Raw genomic sequence first — 15302 nt, 5'->3', positions numbered from 1 at the left:
GCCGGGCCCCGTCAGTATCCGCGGGGGTACTGGCGGCCGTACGGATCGTCGAAGGGCGAGGCGGGCCGCGGTGCGACCGGGGCGGCCGGGCGCATCGCCTCGTACCCGGTGCCGCCGGCCGGGCGCTGGTACTGCTGCGGGGGCTGATAGCCGCGGTTCCCCGCCTGCTGCGGGATGTACGGGGCCGGGGTGTGCTGCAGCGGGGCGACCGGCTGCGCGGCGGCACCCGGATACCCGCTGCCCGGAGAGGGATGGGAGGGCGCCGCGGGCAGCGCGGGCAACGCCGAAGGCAGCGCGGGCAAATGGGAGGAACCGGTGTCGTAAGGGGACGGGTTCACGCGGATCGGGGCGATCTGCGGGGTGCCCCGCTCTGCGACGAGGCTGTCGTAGATCGGGGTGTCCGGGAAGGAGGGCGAAGCGTAGTAGCCGCCGCCGTAGGTCGAGCGGGGGGAGGTCATGCTTCATAAGTTAAGCCCACGATGTGTCGATTGGGGAGCCTGAAAAGAGGGTTGTTTTATGGGTTGCGAGCGGCCATGGGTCCACAATGCGAGCGAACTTGTGAAAATCGGTCGCGATCGCCCGTAGGAATCGTGTAAAGAGCGAGCTTCTCGCGGATGAACAGTTGGCGATTCCGGGTGCTCATGGCCAAGTGGGTTGGGGTGCACCACCGCTGACGGGGTGCGAGGGGAGCCGGCCGCGAGGACCGGGAGGAAGGTGCGGCGATGCCGATGCCCAAGGGCGGCAATGTCCCGGTTCCGGTCCCGGCCCCTGGCGGTCCGGGTGGAACCGGGCCGGCGGCCGGCCCCCGGGGCGCCGGATGTGCACGTCACCACCGAGGCCGCCTTCGTCCTGGGCGAGCTCTACCGCCGCGACGGGGCCCGGAGGCTCCGCGTGGTGGGGCAGGGGTACGCCACCGGGTTCGCCGGGCCGGCCACGGACTTCGGCATCGGCGTCGAGGAGTCGAGGAGGAGCCGCCCGCGCCGCCGGCCCCGGCGGCTCCGGCGCCCGTCCAGGCTCCACCGGCGCCCGCGCCGCCCCCGTTGCCGACGGGTCAACCGGTGGCGTCAATTCCGCCACCGTCCGGGCAACCCGCGCCGGCGCCCGCGCCCCCTCCCGCGCGCCTTGCGAAAGGCACCCTCACGAAGGACGCCACGGCGGTTTCGTTGACGAGGCGGGGCGGTGCCTCGGGCACGATGCGGGGGAACCCCAGCTGGCGCGCGGACAGCGCCGGCAGGCGGTTCACCGAGAAGCTCGGCCGCAGGGCAATGGAGGCGCGGGCGCCCGCGGCGCGCTGCTGTCGCCGGCGGGCGACATCGACCTCGATCAGTGCGCGCGCTACGAATTCACGACGGCTCGGCCGGTGGTGCACCCGCTCGCCACCGCCGCTCGCCACCGCCTTCGGCGCCCTGCGCGCTCCGCCGTACATCCTGCTCGACCGGGACGACGGCACCGGCGCGGTGCGAGGGGCACGAACCTCGCCATCAAACGCGACCCGGGCGCGCTTCCGGCGCATCCTGATCTTCGTGACGGTCCACTCCGGAGCCCGCGGCTTCGAGGGCCTGAACGCCACGGTCACCCTCCGGCCGCAGCACGGCGCACCGGTCGGGTTCTCGCTCGACGCCTGCACGGTCCCGTTCACCGTCTGCGCGCCGACCCTGATCACCGACACCGGCGGCGAACTCGTCGTGCAGCGCGAGGCCCACTACCTCGTCCCCGAGCCCGGCATCGGTCCGCGGCGTACCGTCGACCACGCCTACGGCTGGGGCCTGACGTGGTCCCGGCAAGTGACCGCCGCGCCGGCGGGAGCGCGGCTCACCCCGCCCCGTAGGTACGGCCCTTCCAGGCCGCGCCGCGCCCCCGGTAGTGCTGCACCGCGGAGTCGACGGTCATCAGGAGGTAGAGCAGCGCGGTGAAGGGCAGCAGCGGGGCCGTCCACAGCGGTTGCCGGTAGTAGCGCAGCATCGGCAGATACGTACCGCACATCAGGGCCCAGGCCGCGCCGCCCGGCGCCGCGAGCGCCGGACGGCCGGCGGCCAGCCCGGCCAGCAGCGCGACCGGCGGCGCCAGATAGACCAGCGCCAGGCCGAGGACCGTGCCCAGCAGGAGCAGCGGGCGGTGCCGCAGCTGGGCGTAGGCGCTGCGGGAGACCATCCGCCACAGCCCGGCCAGTCGCGGATTCGGGCGCACGCTGGTGACCCGGTCGGCCAGCCCGAGCCAGATCGCGCCGCCGGATCGCTGCACGGCGCGCGCCAGCGTCACATCGTCGATCACCGCGTGCCGGATCGCCTCGGGGATGCCCGCCCGCTCCGCCGCCTCCCGCCGCAGCAGTACACAGCCGCCGGCCGCCGCGGCGGTCCGTGCACCGCGGCGGTTGACCCGGCGGAACGGATAGAGCTGCCCGAAGAAGTACACGAAGGCCGGCACGACCAGCCGCTCCCAGAAGGTCACCACCCGCAGCCGCGCCATCTGCGAGACCAGGTCCAGGTCCGCGGAGCGGGCCGCGGCCACCAACTCCCGGAGGCTGTCCGGGGCGTGCGCGATGTCCGCGTCGGTCAGCAGCAGGTACTCCGGCGCCGAGCGCTCCCGGGCCAGCGCGATGCCGTGCCGTACGGCCCACAGCTTGCCGGTCCAGCCCGGCTCCGGCTCACCGGGGGAGGCGACGGTCAGCGGCAGCCCACCGCGCCCGTCCGCCAGCTCGCGGGCCAGCGCGCCGGTCCCGTCCGTGCTGCCGTCGTCCACGAGGAAGACCTCCGCGCGGCCGGGGTACTTCTGCGCGAGCAGTGTCGGCAGGCTCGCGGGCAGTACCTCGGCCTCGTCGCGCGCCGGGACCACCACCGCGACCGACGGCCAGCGGTCCGGATCGCACCGGTCCGGCAGCCGGACGTCCGTCCGCCAGAAGAAGCCCTGCCCCAGTACCAGCCACACCCAGGCCAGCAGCGACCCGGCACCGATCCACTCCATCGCTCCCACGGGCGCAGTCTGCCCACGACGGCAGCCGCCCGCCCGTGATCGACACGGTCTCCCGGTATGGCCCGTTCTCCCGGCCGGTATGACAAGTCGGGCGGGCGGCTGAGTAAAGTGTCCGCGTGAAGATCGCGCTGATGGACTCCGGGACCGGGCTGCTCGCGGCAGCCGCCGCCGTTCGCCGTCTGCGGCCGGACGCGGATCTGGTCCTCTCCGCCGACCCCGACAGCCTGCCGTGGGGCCCGCGCAGCCACCAAGAGGTCGCCGCCCTCGCGCTGGACGTGGCCCGCGCCGCGGCGGCGCACCGGCCCGACGCGCTGATCGTGGCCTGCAACACCGCGTCGGTGCACGCCCTGCCCGCGCTCCGCGCCGCACTGGAGCCGGACGTGCCGGTCATCGGCACCGTCCCGGCGATCAAGCCCGCGGCGGCCGGCGGCGGCCCGGTCGCCATCTGGGCCACCCCCGCCACCACCGGCAGCCCCTACCAGCGGGATCTGATCGAGCGGTTCGCGAGTGGGGTGACGGTCACCGGAGTGCCCTGCCCGGGGCTCGCCGACGCCGTCGAGGCGGCGGACGAGGCCGCGATCGACGCCGCCGTCGCCGCCGCGGCGCATAGCACCCCGCGGGACGTGCGCGCCGTCGTCCTGGGCTGCACCCACTACGAGCTGGTCGCCGAGCGGATCCGCGCGGCCCTCCAGCAGCCCGGTGCCCCGCGCCTCGTCCTGCACGGCTCCGCCGAGGCCGTCGCCGCTCAGGCACTGCGCAGGATCGGTGCCGAACCCGCGCCGTCGGCCGCCCCGACCGGCACCGTCACCGTGCTCCTCGGCGGCCGTCCGGCCGCGCTGCCGGCCATGGCGCTGGCGTACGCGGAGGGCCGGCTGCTCAATGCCGACGTCATCCATGACGTCGGCGCCGCCGCGTCGGCTCCGGGACTGGCGTGACGGACGACGCGTCCTGACGCGCTGCCGCAGTGTGCAAAGGCGCGTACGCTGCGTCTCATGAGGGACCACCCCCACGAGGGGGCAGCAGCCCCCGATCAGCACGGTTCCACGGACGGCGCGGCCGGCGGCGCGCCCCGCTCCGACGGCTCCGGTACGGAGATCCCCGAGGTCTGGCACGGCACCGCCACCAACCGCATCCAGTGGCTGCTGGCCGTGGTGGGCGCGGCCTGCCTGGCGCTGGGCATCGCCCTCGCCGTCGAGAGCACCTGGACCCACGGCCTGGCGCCCCTGGTGATGTCCGTGGTCGGCTGTGTCGCGGCCGGCCTGTTGGTGCTCTTCGGCACCCTGGCCTTCGTCCATGTCGCGGTCCGGGTCGACAGCGACTGCCTGGAGGTCCGGTGCGGCCACTTGGGAGTGCCGCGGCGCCGGATCCCGCTGGACACGGTCGTCGGCGCCGACGTCGATCCCCGGGTCACCCCCCGCCACTGGGGCGGCTGGGGCTACCGCTGGCGTCCCGAGCAGGGCACCGCGGTGGTCGTGCGCCGCGGGGAGGGGCTGGTGCTCCGGCTCGGTGACGGGCGGACGTTCACCGTCACCGTCGACGACGCGGAGGGCGCGGTGCGCTGCGTCCGCGAGCGGCTGCGGCTGCGCCGGCCGGCGTCGACGTCGTGACCGGGCCGGCCGCGCGCCCCTGACACACGCCCGGCGGGCGTCCGGCCCGGCGGGCGTTCGCGACCCTGGTTCGCGCCGGGGGCCCGCCCGCGGTGTCCCGTAGGGTCGACGCATGGCAACCCCCGATTTCATCCGCGAACTCCGGAGCTTCATCGGCCGGCGGCTGCTGTGGCTGCCCGGGGTGAGCGCGGTCGTCTTCGACGGCGACGGCCGGGTGCTGCTCGGCAAGCGCGCCGACACCGGCGACTGGTCGATCATCGGCGGCATCCCCGAGCCCGGCGAGCAGCCCGCCGAGACGGCGGCGCGCGAGGTCTACGAGGAGACCGCGGTGCGCGTGGTCGCCGAGGGCGTCGTGCTCGTCGAGACCATGCCGCCGACCGAGTACCCGAACGGCGACCTGTGCCAGTTCATGGATGTCACGCTGCGCTGCCGGGCGGTCGGCGGCGAGGCGAAGGTCAACGACGACGAGTCGCTGGCGGTCGGCTGGTTCGCCCTCGACGCCCTTCCGGAGCTGGACGGCTTCGCACTGACCCGGATCAAGAAGGCGGTGGAGGCCGGTCCGACGTGGTTCCATGGCATGGGGGAGGAGCTCGCTGCCCCCTGAGGGACCGGCGCGGCGGACGGCGCGGCGTCGGTAACCCGCCGCGCCCTACAGCTCCGTCGTCGACGGCCGCGCTATCGGGGTCGCGGACTCGTCGGGCAGGCTGGGCAGTTGGGACGCGCCCGGGGGACCGCCGGGGTCGCCGTCCCGCCCGGCCGGCTCCTCCGTGTGCATCTCCCGCTTGTCCTTGCGGCAGCTGGTGATCCAGGTGCCGGTCGGCCCGCTCTCGTACTGGCACAACCAGCCCCGCACGGCCAGCGCACCGCGGTTGGCGCGCGTCGGGGGCGCCCGCAGGAAGAACTCCGCCATCACGTCGTGCGCCTCCGCGCAGCCGACCGTGCCGCCCGCGCCGGGGTCGGCGAACAGCGCGACGCCGTGCGCCCGGCCCAGCGCATCGGCGATCTCGCCGCAGCTCACCGGCTGACCGGGGATGGTGGGCGACGCCGGATCCGGCGTGCCGTCGCCGGAGCTCTGCGGACCCGGGCCGCCGCCCGGTTGGCCGGCGGACGGAGCGGTGGTGGACACCTCGTCGCCCTCTCCCGTGCCGCACCCCGCCGCCGTGAGTGCGAGCAGCACCGTCGGCGCGATGATGAGCCTCCGCATGGTCGGCCTCCTCGTGGCGGCGGTGCGCAGACGGCACGCCGCGTCGTTCGACGCTAGGAGGCACCGGGGGCGCGGGGCGATCCGGGGCGGCCGTTCGAGTGAGTCGGCGGATCGCCCTCCTGCGGCGCGGACCCGCTCTAGGGTGCGGGCATGACTGCGATCACCAGCCCCGGAACGCCGGACACCCCGGGTACGTCCTCCGCTTCGCCGGGCTCTGCCGGTTTCCCCGCTTCCCTCGATCTGCGCGGCCGGACCGCGCTGGTCACCGGCGCCGCCGGCGGTATCGGGCGGGCCTGCGCGCTGCGGCTGGCGGCGGCCGGTGCCACGGTCCGGGCGGTGGACCGGGACGCCGAAGGACTCGCCGGGCTGCCGGCCGCCCTCCCCGGTGCCGCGCCGGGCCGTATCGAGCCCCGTCCGCTGGACCTCACCGACCTGGCCGCCGCCGAGCGGGCCGCGGCGGGCTGCGACGTACTGGTCAACAACGCGGGCATCCAACTCGTGCGGCCCATCGAGGACTTCCCGCCCGAGGTGTTCCACGAGGTGCTGACCGTCATGCTGGAGGCGCCGTTCCGGCTGCTGCGCGGGGCGCTGCCCCATATGTACGAGCAGGGCTGGGGCCGGATCGTCAACATCTCGTCCGTGCACGGGCTGCGGGCCTCGCCGTTCAAGTCCGCGTATGTCGCCGCCAAGCACGGTCTGGAGGGCCTGTCGAAGACCGCCGCACTGGAGGGTGCCGCGCACGGCGTGACCAGCAACTGCGTGAACCCCGGCTACGTACGGACGCCCCTTGTGGAGCGCCAGATCGCCGACCAGGCCGCCGCGCACGGCATCCCCCCAGAACGCGTACTGACCGACATCCTGCTGGCCGATTCCGCCCTCAAGCGGCTGCTCGAACCGGAGGAGGTCGCCGAGGCGGTCGCCTATCTCTGCACTCCGCAGGCGTCCTTCGTCACCGGGACGTCGCTGGCGATGGACGGGGGCTGGACGGCGCACTGAGGGGGCACGCCTGCTTGCCCAGGGGCGCGGGCGTGCTGCTGCGGTCCTTCCGGGATGCTCGGCGAGTCGTCCGCAGGGTGCTCGGCGATCGTCCGCGTCGCCCGAACCGGCCGTGCCGGCCGCGCGGTTGGGGAGTCCCCGTACCTCAGTCGTCGTCGCGGGGGTCGGGCCGGCCGGTCCGACCGTGGTGAACGTCCTGCGGCCGTCGGTGCCGGCTGCGTGCTGTGCGGCGCCCGCGTGCCGGATTCACGCGCCGGGTGCATCGAGGAGTGGGCGGCCCGGGTGCCGGCCCGGCGGGTCCGGTCGCGTGCGCCGAATGCGCGGCGCCGGCAACGGAGTTGGTGAACGGAACCGGCAACGGTGTTGTGGGGCGGCCGTCGCGTAACCGGTGCGGGGTACGGATGCGGTGCGCTCGGCCGCGGTACGGCGGCGCTAGGTGGTCGCGTAGACGCGGTTGGCGAACTCCGCGACCTGGGCGTCGGTGAGGTTCTTCGCGAGGTCGGCCTCGGTGATCATTCCGACCAGTTGGTGGCCGCCCTTGACGTCGATCACCGGGAGGCGCTTGATCTGGTGCTGCTCCATGGTGCTCAGCACGTCGCCGGCGTCCGCCTCGGCGTCGATCCAGTGGATCTTCGACTGCATGCTTCCGGCCTGCACCGTCGCCGGATCGATGCCCTCGGCAACGCACTTGATGACGATGTCACGGTCGGTGACCATGCCCGCCAGCCTGTTGTTGTCACCACAGATGGGCAGGCAGCCGACCTTCAGGTCGCGCATCATCTTCGCCGCGTCGAGCAGCGTCTGGTGCGCGCCCACACATTGCACTCCGCCGGTCATGATGTCCCGGGCTCGTTTGCTGGCCATGATTCCTCCCGCCTTCGGAGCGTGGTGGAAGTTGCGTCTCTGCTTCGATGACACCACGAATGGAGCAAGGTCGCTTCCGGGGCCGGAGGCGGTCCCGGACCGGCTCGGAGAGGGTGCCGCGCTGCTGCTGCCGCACCGGGGAATCGGGCATATCGTTCATAGTGTGGCCGGGTGCGGGGTAGCGGGCCGGGGGTGGCGGACGGCGCCCGGCGGGGGCGGTGCGCGCACGGCCGACGGCGCGTCCCTGTGCGCATCCACTCGCGGAAACGCCCCCGTGCCAAATCCACTCGCGGAAAGAAGGTTCCGATGCATGCTGCGCTCAGCTCTGCCGACCTCGCCAAGCTCCGGCGGCAGCGGCCCTATCCGGCCGTGACGGTCCTCATGCCGACGCACCGCCGGGAGCCGGACAGTGCACAGGACCCGGTCCTGTTGCGCAACATGATGGCCGAGGCCAAGGAGCAGCTCCAAGCCGATCCGGACGTCAGCAGGGACCGACGGATCGCCGTCATCGAGCAGTTGGACCAGGCCGTCTCGGAGATCGACCTGACGCACGCCGAGGACGGGATGGCCGTCTTCGCCGCGCCGGGCGAGCACCAGGTGTGGTCGCTGGGTCGTACGGTGCCCGCCCGCGTGGTGCTCTCGGACACCTTCCTGACCCGCAACCTGGTCGCCGCGCAGGCCGCCGAGCGGCCGTTCTGGGTCATGGCGCTCTCGGCCGGCCGGATCTCCCTGTGGAGCGGTGCGGCGGATCGCGTCACCGAGGTGCACCGGGGCGGCTTTCCCGTGACCCGCAGCCTGGTCGACCCGGACGCGGAGAACCAGGAGCAGGTCGGCGAGATCCCCAGCACCTTCAGCGACGAGCACACCCGCCAGTTCCTGCGGGAGGCGGACACGGCGATGAGCGCCGTCCTCAAGTCCGATCCCCGGCCGCTGTACGTGGCCGGTGAGGCGGTGGCGCTCGCCCTGCTGGACGATGCCGGCAGCGTCCTGCGCGGCGCCAAGGGGGCCAAGGGCGAGGTCACGCAGGTGCCGCAGGCGGGGCTGGCGGCCGGACCGCCGGACGCGGTCTGGCAGGCCGTACGCCCCTACGCCGAGAAGCGCGCGGCCGGTGAGGTCGAGGAGGTGCTGGCCGAGCTGGACCGGGCGCGCGGGCGCCGGGCGTTCGCGGCCGGGGTCGACGAGATCCGGCAGAACGTCACGACCGGCCGGGTCGCCCTGCTGGCGGTGGAGGAGAACTACCGCGAGACGGTACGGGAATCCGGCGGCCATCTGACGCCGGCGGAGCCCGGCGACCGGGACGCGGTGGACGACATCGTCGACGAGATCGTCGAGCGGTGCCTGGACACCGGCGCGGAGGTGCGGTTCGTACCGGACGGCACGCTGGCCGAGGTGGGCGGCATCGCGAGCGCGTTGCGGTACTAGCCGGGCCGGCGGGGCCATCTGCCGGGACGGGACATGGACCGGCCAACGGCGGTCAACGGGAAGTCCGTTGACCGCCGTTCGACGTCTTACCGCGGTTCGATCGTTCGGCTGACCGCCCTGCGCCCGGCCGGCCGGGCGCAGGGCGGGGGTCAGGCCGGTTGGAGGTGGAAGTGGCGGGTGAACCAGTCGCGGGCGAGGACGGAGACCCGGTCCAGGGCGCCGCGCTCCTCGAAGAGATGGCTGGCGCCGGGGACGATTTCGAGCGTGTTCTCGCAGCTCAGCGCGGACTGCGCCTGGCGGTTGAGGTCCAGCACCAGGGTGTCGTTGCCGCCGACGATCAGGAGCGTCGGCGCCTGTACGGAGCCGAGCAGCGAGCGGCCGGCGAGGTCGGGGCGGCCACCGCGGGAGACCACGGCGCCGATGTCCGCGTCCGGGTAGGCGGCGGCCCGCAGCGCGGCGGCGGCTCCGGTGCTGGCGCCGAAGTAGCCGATGGGCACCGGAGCGCGGTCGCGCAGCCAGCGGGTGGCGTCGGCGAGCCTGCGGGCCAGCGTGTCGATGTCGAAGACGTTGGCCCGGTTGGCCTCCTCGGCCGGGGTGAGCAGGTCGAAGAGCAGGGTGCCCAGGCCCGCGCGGTTGAGGGCCGCGGCCACCGCGCGGTTGCGGGGGCTGTGCCGGCTGCTGCCGGAGCCGTGGGCGAACATCACGATCGGCGCGGTGGCGGTGGGCCGGGTGAGATCCCCGGTGAGCACCACCGGACCCGCCTCGACGCGGACCTCCTGCTCGGTCGGCACGCTCTCCGGCGCTCCCTTCCCGGTGCGGGTGCGCGGGGCCGCACCGGCCGCGGCCTGGGCCAGCAGGGAGACGACCTCGTCGTCCGAGGTCTGGGAGAAGTCCTCGTACCACTCGCCGACCGCGGAGAACGCGTAGGGGGTGGACAGACAGACGATCTCGTCCACCGTGCTGCGCAGGCGCTCGGCGGCGTCCGGCGGCGCCACGGGGACGGCCAGCACGACACGGGCCGCGCCCTGGGCGCGTACCACCTGGCAGGCGGCTGCCGCGGTGGCGCCGGTCGCGATGCCGTCGTCGATCACGATCGCGGTCCGGCCGTCCAGCGACAGCCGCGGCCGGCCGGCCCGGAAGCGGGCGGCCTGCCGGGCGAGTTCCGTCGCTTCCTCGCGCTCCACGGAGGCGATGTCGGACTGGTTGACCCGGCCCCGGCGGATGATGTCGTCGCTCAGGACGCGGATGCCGCCCTCGCCGATGGCGCCGAAACCCAGCTCGCGCTGGTACGGGACGCCGAGTTTGCGGACGACGATCACGTCGAGGGGGGCGTCGAGCGCCTGGGCCACCTGATAGGCCACCGGAACCCCGCCGCGGGGCAGGCCCAGGACGACGGGGTCCTCGCTCTGCAGGTGGCGCACCGCCTCGGCGAGGCGGCGTCCGGCGTCCGCGCGGTCAGTGAACAGCACGATGTGCACCCCCTACCCAGGGGAGACGGAAGCCACGTCCACACCTAGTTCGAAATAACCCCACATCGCGCTATTGCGCAAGTCCGAGCAGGGCGACGATCTCCTGGACCGACCACCCGGCGGCCACTCCCGGGCACGCGGCGAGATATTCCGCGGTGCGCTGCCGGGTCCAGCCGTGGGCGGCGATGATCCCGGCGGCGATATGGCGCAGATAGGCGGGGGCGGGCGGGTTCGGCGGGACGTCCGCGCTGTGCCAGGGGGCGGTGAAGGTCAGCACCGGGTGCCCGTCGAGCCGGCCGGGGCAGACCAGGGTCTCGTACCGGCCGGGGCCGAGGCGGGCGCGTCCGCGGGTGAGGGCCGGAGTGAGGTCGAGGTCGCCGGACGGATCGCGGTACATCTCCTGCGCGGCGATGTCGGAGAATTGAGAGAGCGTCAGGAGGTAGGCGTAGGCGGGGAGTTCGCCGTCCGCGTCGGCGTCGTAGAAGGCCCGGCCGCCGGTCCACAGCGCGGATTCGGTGGCGAAGTACAGCCGTCCGCGGAGGACTACGGGCACGCTGCGCGCGGGAGGGCGGGGGTCGCGGCAGCCGGGGTGGTCGCGCCGGCCGCCGGGCGGACGGCCGCCGGCGAGATAGTGGCCGAGCCGCTCGGGATGCATGTTGGACCCGTAGGCGGCGTACCAGACCAGGGGAACGGGGGCGGCGCCTGCCGCGTGCCGCCCGGACTCCCGGGGTTCCAGGACGCGCGGAGTCATCACGTGTCCACGGTATCGCCGCGGGTCACCGGGCGACGGGACGGCCCGCGGCCGGCCCGGATCGCGCGCTGCGCGGCGGGGGAGGATTCCGGTTGATCGGTTCTCGACGGGCTGATAGACCTCCTGTACGTGGCTACTACCAGCGAGTACAGCAACCGGTGGATCCGCCGGTTCCGGCCGGCGCCCGAGGCGCCGTGCGGATTGGTCTGCTTTCCGCACGCCGGGGGCTCGGCGGCGTTCTACTTCCCGATGGCGCGGGAGCTCTCCCCGCAGCTGGACGTGCTCGCCGTGCAGTACCCGGGCCGCCAGGACCGGCTGTCCGAGCCGTGCCTGGAGGACATCCACGAGCTGGCCGACCGGGCCACCGCGGCGCTGGAGCCCTGGACCGACCGGCCGCTGGCGCTCTTCGGCCACAGCATGGGTGCCACCGTCGCCTACGAGGTCGCCAGGAATCTGGCGCGGGCCGGCACGCCGCCGCTGGGCCTGTTCGCCTCCGCCCGCCGGGCCCCTTCCCGGCACCGCGACCTGGCGGTCCACCGGCGGGACGACGACGGACTGGTCGCCGCACTCAAGGAGTTGAGCGGCACCGACGAGCAGGTGCTCGGTGACGAGGAGCTGCTGCGGATGGTGCTGCCCGCGGTCCGCGCGGACTACAAGGCCGTCGAGACCTACCGCCACCGCGCGGGGCCCCGGCTGAGCTGCCCGGTCTCGGTCCTCGTGGGGGACGACGACCCGGTCACCACCCCGGAGGAGGCGGACGCCTGGCGCGAGCACACCACGGGCCGCTGCGAGCTGACGGTGTTCCCGGGCGGTGGCCACTTCTACCTCAACTCCCGGGCGGAGCAGGTCGGGAAGATCGTCGTGCGTGACATCGGGCGCTGGGCGTAGCGCGGCCCGGGTGCCCGTGCGCGGGTGCGGCCGGACCGGCGCCGCCCGCCGCGGGTCCGGTCGGGCCGGTCAGTACGCGTGGTGGTCGACCCGGTGCGACCACGCCTCGTAGGCGCCGGCGCCCAGTTCGGGGTAGATCTGCCGGATCGTGATCCGGCGCTGGTCGAGCGGCCTTCGGAAGTCCTCGTACTGGAACGCGTCGTCGAAGCCGATCCGCCGGGTGTCCTCCAGGCCGCAGCTGAAGTAGACCGCGTCCAGCCGGGACCAGTAGATGGCGCTCATGCACATCGGGCAGGGGGCGCCGCTGCTGTAGATCGAGCAGCCCTGGAGCATCCGGGCGCGTTCCGGCACCGGGTCCGGCGAGCCCTCGGGCCGGGGCACGTACTCCAGAGTGCTCTCGTTCTGGTGCTCCTCGGCGATTGACGGGGCCTCAGGATTGAGTATCTGCGCGGCCTTGCGGATGGTCTCCACCTCGGCGTGCGCGGTGGGGTCGCCGGTGAGCAGGACGCGGTTCTGGCCGCGGGCGACGATCTCGCCGTCGCGGACGATGACCGCGCCGAACGGACCGCCCCAGCCCTTGTCCACGGACTCCGTGGCGAGCCGCACCGCCTCGGCGATCAGTTCCCTCGGTTCCATCGCCACGTCTCCGATCGGCCGCTGATCCGTGGTGGAGTGGCCAGGCAATTGCCCCATGTGCCAGTTAATTCGCTTTTGCACTACGCTACTCCGGGTGAGTGCCCGTGCAAGCCGTCGCCCGGCGGGCGGCAGCGCCACCGCGGTGGCCTCTCGGGGCAGGTGCGTGACGGCCGGACCGACGCGTACCGGCGCCGACCGGAGCGGACCGGCGAACGGGTGGTTGTCTTCCGCTTCGCCCTCATCTCCCGTGGTCTGCGCCCCGGTTGCGAGCGGGACTTCCTCAACTGGCCGGAGCAGGCACGCAAGGCCGACGCACGCAAGGCCGCCCGGCGTTCGGCGGCCGGTCCCGCTGCGGGCGCCGTACCGGCTCCGCGGCGCCGCCGACGGGAAGCAGGCCATGGCGGTGCCGTCGGCGCGCCACCCCGCGGTCGCGGTGCTCGCCCCGACCTTCGGTGCGGCGCCGGGGCGGCTCGACGTCCCCGTGCACCTCGCCCCATAAGGGCGGAAAGTGGTCCTATGCTGCTCGCCCGTCTCGCACAGGTCTCGGCGGAGGTCGCCGCCACCGCGGCGCGGTCCCGGAAGATCGCGCTGCTGGCCGGGCTGTTCCGGGCCGCCGCGCCGGAGGACGTGCCCGTCGTCATCCCGTACCTGGCCGGACGGCTGCCCCAGGGGCGCATCGGGATCGGCTGGAGCGTACTGCGCGCACCGCCACCGCCCGCCGCCGAGCCCACGCTGACCGTGGCCGGGGTCGATGCCGCGCTGTCCCGCCTGGCCCGGGTCGCCGGGCCCGGCGCGCAGACCGAGCGGCGCCGGCTGGCCCGGGAGCTGCTGGCCGCGGCGACCGCGCCGGAGCAGCGGTTTCTGCACGGTCTGCTGACCGGCGAGGTGCGGCAGGGGGCGCTGGAGGCGCTGGCCGCCGAGGGGCTCGCCGCGGCCACCGAGGTGCCGGCGGCCGACGTGCGCCGGGCCGTGATGCTGGCCGGCTCGCTGCCGGACGTGGCCCGGGCCCTGCTGTCCCGGGGCCCGTCGGCGCTCGCCGACTTCCGCCTCACGATCGGCAGCCCCGTCGGACCGATGCTCGCGCAGACCGCCGCGTCGGTCGACGAGGCGATCGACAGACTGGGCCACTGCGCCGTGGAGGAGAAGCTCGACGGCATCCGGGTGCAGGTGCACCGGGACGGGCCGGACGTACGGATCCACACCCGCACCCTGGACGAGGTCACCGACCGGCTGCCCGAGGTCACCGACCTGGTCCGGGAGCTCCCGGCCGGGCGCTTCATCCTGGACGGCGAGGTGATCGCCCTGGATGCCGGGGGCCGGCCGCTACCCTTCCAGCGGATCGCCGGCCGCTTCGGCTCCAGGGTCGATGTCGAGGCGGCCCGGTCCGCCCTGCCGCTCACCCCGGTCTTCTTCGACATCCTCGCGCTCGGCGACCGCGACCTGCTGGGGCTCCCGGGCGACAAGCGGCACGCCGAGCTGGCCGCGCTGGTCCCCGAGCCGATGCGGGTGCGCCGCTGCGTGGTGCGGGACCCGGCCGACGCCGCCGCCCGCGCCGCCGCCGCGGAGTTCTGGGTGCGGACCCTGCGCCGCGGCCACGAGGGCGTCGTGGTCAAGGCCCTCTACGCGCCGTACAGTGCGGGCCGCCGGGGCGCCGCCTGGCTGAAGGTGAAGCCGGTCCACACCCTGGACCTCGTGGTGCTCGCCGCCGAGTGGGGGCACGGCCGGCGCACCGGCAGGCTCTCCAACCTCCACCTCGGCGCGCGCGACCCGGACGGCGGCTTCGTGATGCTCGGCAAGACCTTCAAGGGCCTGACCGATGCCACCCTCGACTGGCAGACCCGACGGCTCCAGGAACTCGCGGAGTCGGACGACGGCCACGTGGTGACGGTCCGTCCGGAACTCGTCGTCGAGATCGCCTACGACGGGCTCCAGACCTCGCCCCGCTACCCGGCCGGCGTCACCCTGCGCTTCGCCCGCGTGCTGCGCTACCGCGAGGACAAGCCGGCGGCGCAGGCCGACACGATCGGGACGGTGCTCGCCGCGCATCCCGGCGGGCACGGATAGCGGCGGCGGGCTCGTGGCGGGCGGACGGAGCGCGGGGCTGCTGCTGTACCGGGGTGATGCGGACGGCGGTGTCGAGGTGCTGCTGGCGCACATGGGCGGACCGCTGTGGGCCCGCCGGGACGCGGGCGCCTGGTCCGTCCCCAAGGGCGAGTACGCACCGCCGGAGGAACCGTGGGACGCGGCCCGGCGGGAGTTCGCGGAGGAACTGGGGCTGCCGCCGCCGGAGGGGCGGTACCTCCCGCTGGGGGAGGCCCGCCAGTCCGGCGGCAAGGTGGTCACGGTCTGGGCCGTCGCGGGCGATCTCGACCCGGAGCGGATCGTGCCCGGCACCTTCGCCATGGAGTGGCCGCGCGGGTCGGGGGTGGTCCGCGGCTTCCCGGAGATCGACCGGGTGGCCTGGTTCACCCCGGAGGCGGCCCGGGAGCGGCTGG

16 protein-coding genes are annotated in these 15302 nt (G+C 74.4%); 8 read left to right on the top strand and 8 right to left on the bottom strand.

Annotated features, from left to right (window positions below):
• Window positions 1-11: 11 nt before the first annotated feature.
• From RZ84_RS06050 to RZ84_RS06040, 3 genes are all read right to left on the bottom strand, one after another.
• Window positions 12-458: a DUF6643 family protein gene (locus tag RZ84_RS06050; protein WP_043263401.1), complete on the bottom strand. Its 447-nt coding sequence runs from the start codon at window positions 456-458 to the stop codon at window positions 12-14.
• 593 nt (window positions 459-1051) lie between these two features.
• The gene (locus RZ84_RS38795; protein ID WP_043263400.1) at window positions 1052-1669 is read right to left on the bottom strand and encodes a hypothetical protein; all 618 of its coding nucleotides are present in this window, start codon (window positions 1667-1669) and stop codon (window positions 1052-1054) included.
• A 143-nt stretch (window positions 1670-1812) separates the two neighbouring features.
• Window positions 1813-2961, bottom strand: coding sequence for a glycosyltransferase (locus tag RZ84_RS06040; RefSeq protein ID WP_043263399.1), 1149 nt, complete (start codon window positions 2959-2961; stop codon window positions 1813-1815).
• 125 nt (window positions 2962-3086) lie between these two features.
• On the opposite strand from RZ84_RS06040, the gene RZ84_RS06035 reads away from it, so the two are divergent.
• The 3 genes from RZ84_RS06035 to RZ84_RS06025 all read left to right on the top strand — a co-directional run bounded on the left by RZ84_RS06035 (window position 3087) and on the right by RZ84_RS06025 (window position 5181).
• Window positions 3087-3905 carry a glutamate racemase gene (locus RZ84_RS06035; RefSeq protein ID WP_052229802.1) on the top strand — a complete coding sequence of 273 codons (819 nt, stop codon included), beginning with the start codon at window positions 3087-3089 and terminating at the stop codon, window positions 3903-3905.
• A gap of 57 nt (window positions 3906-3962) precedes the next feature.
• Complete coding sequence (locus tag RZ84_RS06030) at window positions 3963-4577, top strand: hypothetical protein (protein ID WP_043263398.1); 615 nt, start codon at window positions 3963-3965, stop codon at window positions 4575-4577.
• Window positions 4578-4689: 112 nt separating this feature from the next.
• Window positions 4690-5181: an NUDIX hydrolase gene (locus tag RZ84_RS06025; RefSeq protein ID WP_043263397.1), complete on the top strand. Its 492-nt coding sequence runs from the start codon at window positions 4690-4692 to the stop codon at window positions 5179-5181.
• Window positions 5182-5226: 45 nt separating this feature from the next.
• Here RZ84_RS06025 and RZ84_RS06020 read toward each other — a convergent pair whose 3' ends face one another.
• Window positions 5227-5781 carry a hypothetical protein gene (locus RZ84_RS06020; RefSeq protein ID WP_043263396.1) on the bottom strand — a complete coding sequence of 185 codons (555 nt, stop codon included), beginning with the start codon at window positions 5779-5781 and terminating at the stop codon, window positions 5227-5229.
• 150 nt (window positions 5782-5931) lie between these two features.
• Here RZ84_RS06020 and RZ84_RS06015 point away from each other — a divergent pair, with 150 nt between their 5' ends.
• Window positions 5932-6777 carry a 3-hydroxybutyrate dehydrogenase gene (locus RZ84_RS06015; protein WP_078893609.1) on the top strand — a complete coding sequence of 282 codons (846 nt, stop codon included), beginning with the start codon at window positions 5932-5934 and terminating at the stop codon, window positions 6775-6777.
• 432 nt (window positions 6778-7209) lie between these two features.
• On the opposite strand, the gene RZ84_RS06010 is transcribed toward RZ84_RS06015, so the two are convergent.
• Window positions 7210-7641, bottom strand: a complete 432-nt coding sequence (locus RZ84_RS06010) for a CBS domain-containing protein (RefSeq protein WP_043263395.1) — start codon at window positions 7639-7641, stop codon at window positions 7210-7212.
• Between the two features lie 306 nt (window positions 7642-7947).
• On the opposite strand from RZ84_RS06010, the gene RZ84_RS06005 reads away from it, so the two are divergent.
• Window positions 7948-9063: a baeRF3 domain-containing protein gene (locus tag RZ84_RS06005; protein ID WP_043263394.1), complete on the top strand. Its 1116-nt coding sequence runs from the start codon at window positions 7948-7950 to the stop codon at window positions 9061-9063.
• A gap of 149 nt (window positions 9064-9212) precedes the next feature.
• On the opposite strand, the gene RZ84_RS06000 is transcribed toward RZ84_RS06005, so the two are convergent.
• Complete coding sequence (locus RZ84_RS06000; RefSeq protein WP_043269243.1) at window positions 9213-10532, bottom strand: phosphoribosyltransferase family protein; 1320 nt, start codon at window positions 10530-10532, stop codon at window positions 9213-9215.
• 70 nt (window positions 10533-10602) lie between these two features.
• Entirely contained in the window at window positions 10603-11283 is a 681-nt protein-coding gene (locus RZ84_RS05995) for a histone deacetylase (RefSeq protein ID WP_198540123.1), read from the bottom strand.
• A 129-nt stretch (window positions 11284-11412) separates the two neighbouring features.
• Here RZ84_RS05995 and RZ84_RS05990 point away from each other — a divergent pair, with 129 nt between their 5' ends.
• Window positions 11413-12171, top strand: a complete 759-nt coding sequence (locus RZ84_RS05990; RefSeq protein ID WP_043263393.1) for a thioesterase II family protein — start codon at window positions 11413-11415, stop codon at window positions 12169-12171.
• A 69-nt stretch (window positions 12172-12240) separates the two neighbouring features.
• Here RZ84_RS05990 and RZ84_RS05985 read toward each other — a convergent pair whose 3' ends face one another.
• Entirely contained in the window at window positions 12241-12807 is a 567-nt protein-coding gene (locus RZ84_RS05985) for a nucleoside deaminase (protein WP_043263392.1), read from the bottom strand.
• A gap of 516 nt (window positions 12808-13323) precedes the next feature.
• Here RZ84_RS05985 and RZ84_RS05980 point away from each other — a divergent pair.
• Both RZ84_RS05980 and RZ84_RS36225 read left to right on the top strand, forming a co-directional pair.
• Entirely contained in the window at window positions 13324-14871 is a 1548-nt protein-coding gene (locus RZ84_RS05980) for an ATP-dependent DNA ligase (protein ID WP_043263391.1), read from the top strand.
• Between the two features lie 13 nt (window positions 14872-14884).
• The coding region (locus RZ84_RS36225; protein WP_078894567.1) for an NUDIX hydrolase at window positions 14885-15302 on the top strand (418 nt) is incomplete at its 3' end.

The organism is Streptomyces sp. CT34, from assembly GCF_000805335.1.
GTDB lineage: Bacteria > Actinomycetota > Actinomycetes > Streptomycetales > Streptomycetaceae > Streptomyces.
This window is presented reverse-complemented; position numbering and strand designations above follow the sequence as displayed.

What these genes read in the sequence shown, in the direction of transcription:
- RZ84_RS06050 (WP_043263401.1), bottom strand. Translation starts at nt 458, where the DNA reads ATGACCTCCCCCCGCTCGACCTACGGCGGCGGCTACTACGCTTCGCCC.
- RZ84_RS06015 (WP_078893609.1), top strand. Translation starts at nt 5,932, where the DNA reads ATGACTGCGATCACCAGCCCCGGAACGCCGGACACCCCGGGTACGTCC.
- RZ84_RS06010 (WP_043263395.1), bottom strand. Translation starts at nt 7,641, where the DNA reads ATGGCCAGCAAACGAGCCCGGGACATCATGACCGGCGGAGTGCAATGT.
- RZ84_RS06030 (WP_043263398.1), top strand. Translation starts at nt 3,963, where the DNA reads ATGAGGGACCACCCCCACGAGGGGGCAGCAGCCCCCGATCAGCACGGT.
- RZ84_RS06040 (WP_043263399.1), bottom strand. Translation starts at nt 2,961, where the DNA reads ATGGAGTGGATCGGTGCCGGGTCGCTGCTGGCCTGGGTGTGGCTGGTA.
- RZ84_RS06020 (WP_043263396.1), bottom strand. Translation starts at nt 5,781, where the DNA reads ATGCGGAGGCTCATCATCGCGCCGACGGTGCTGCTCGCACTCACGGCG.
- RZ84_RS05980 (WP_043263391.1), top strand. Translation starts at nt 13,324, where the DNA reads ATGCTGCTCGCCCGTCTCGCACAGGTCTCGGCGGAGGTCGCCGCCACC.
- RZ84_RS05985 (WP_043263392.1), bottom strand. Translation starts at nt 12,807, where the DNA reads ATGGAACCGAGGGAACTGATCGCCGAGGCGGTGCGGCTCGCCACGGAG.
- RZ84_RS05995 (WP_198540123.1), bottom strand. Translation starts at nt 11,283, where the DNA reads ATGACTCCGCGCGTCCTGGAACCCCGGGAGTCCGGGCGGCACGCGGCA.
- RZ84_RS06005 (WP_043263394.1), top strand. Translation starts at nt 7,948, where the DNA reads ATGCATGCTGCGCTCAGCTCTGCCGACCTCGCCAAGCTCCGGCGGCAG.
- RZ84_RS06025 (WP_043263397.1), top strand. Translation starts at nt 4,690, where the DNA reads ATGGCAACCCCCGATTTCATCCGCGAACTCCGGAGCTTCATCGGCCGG.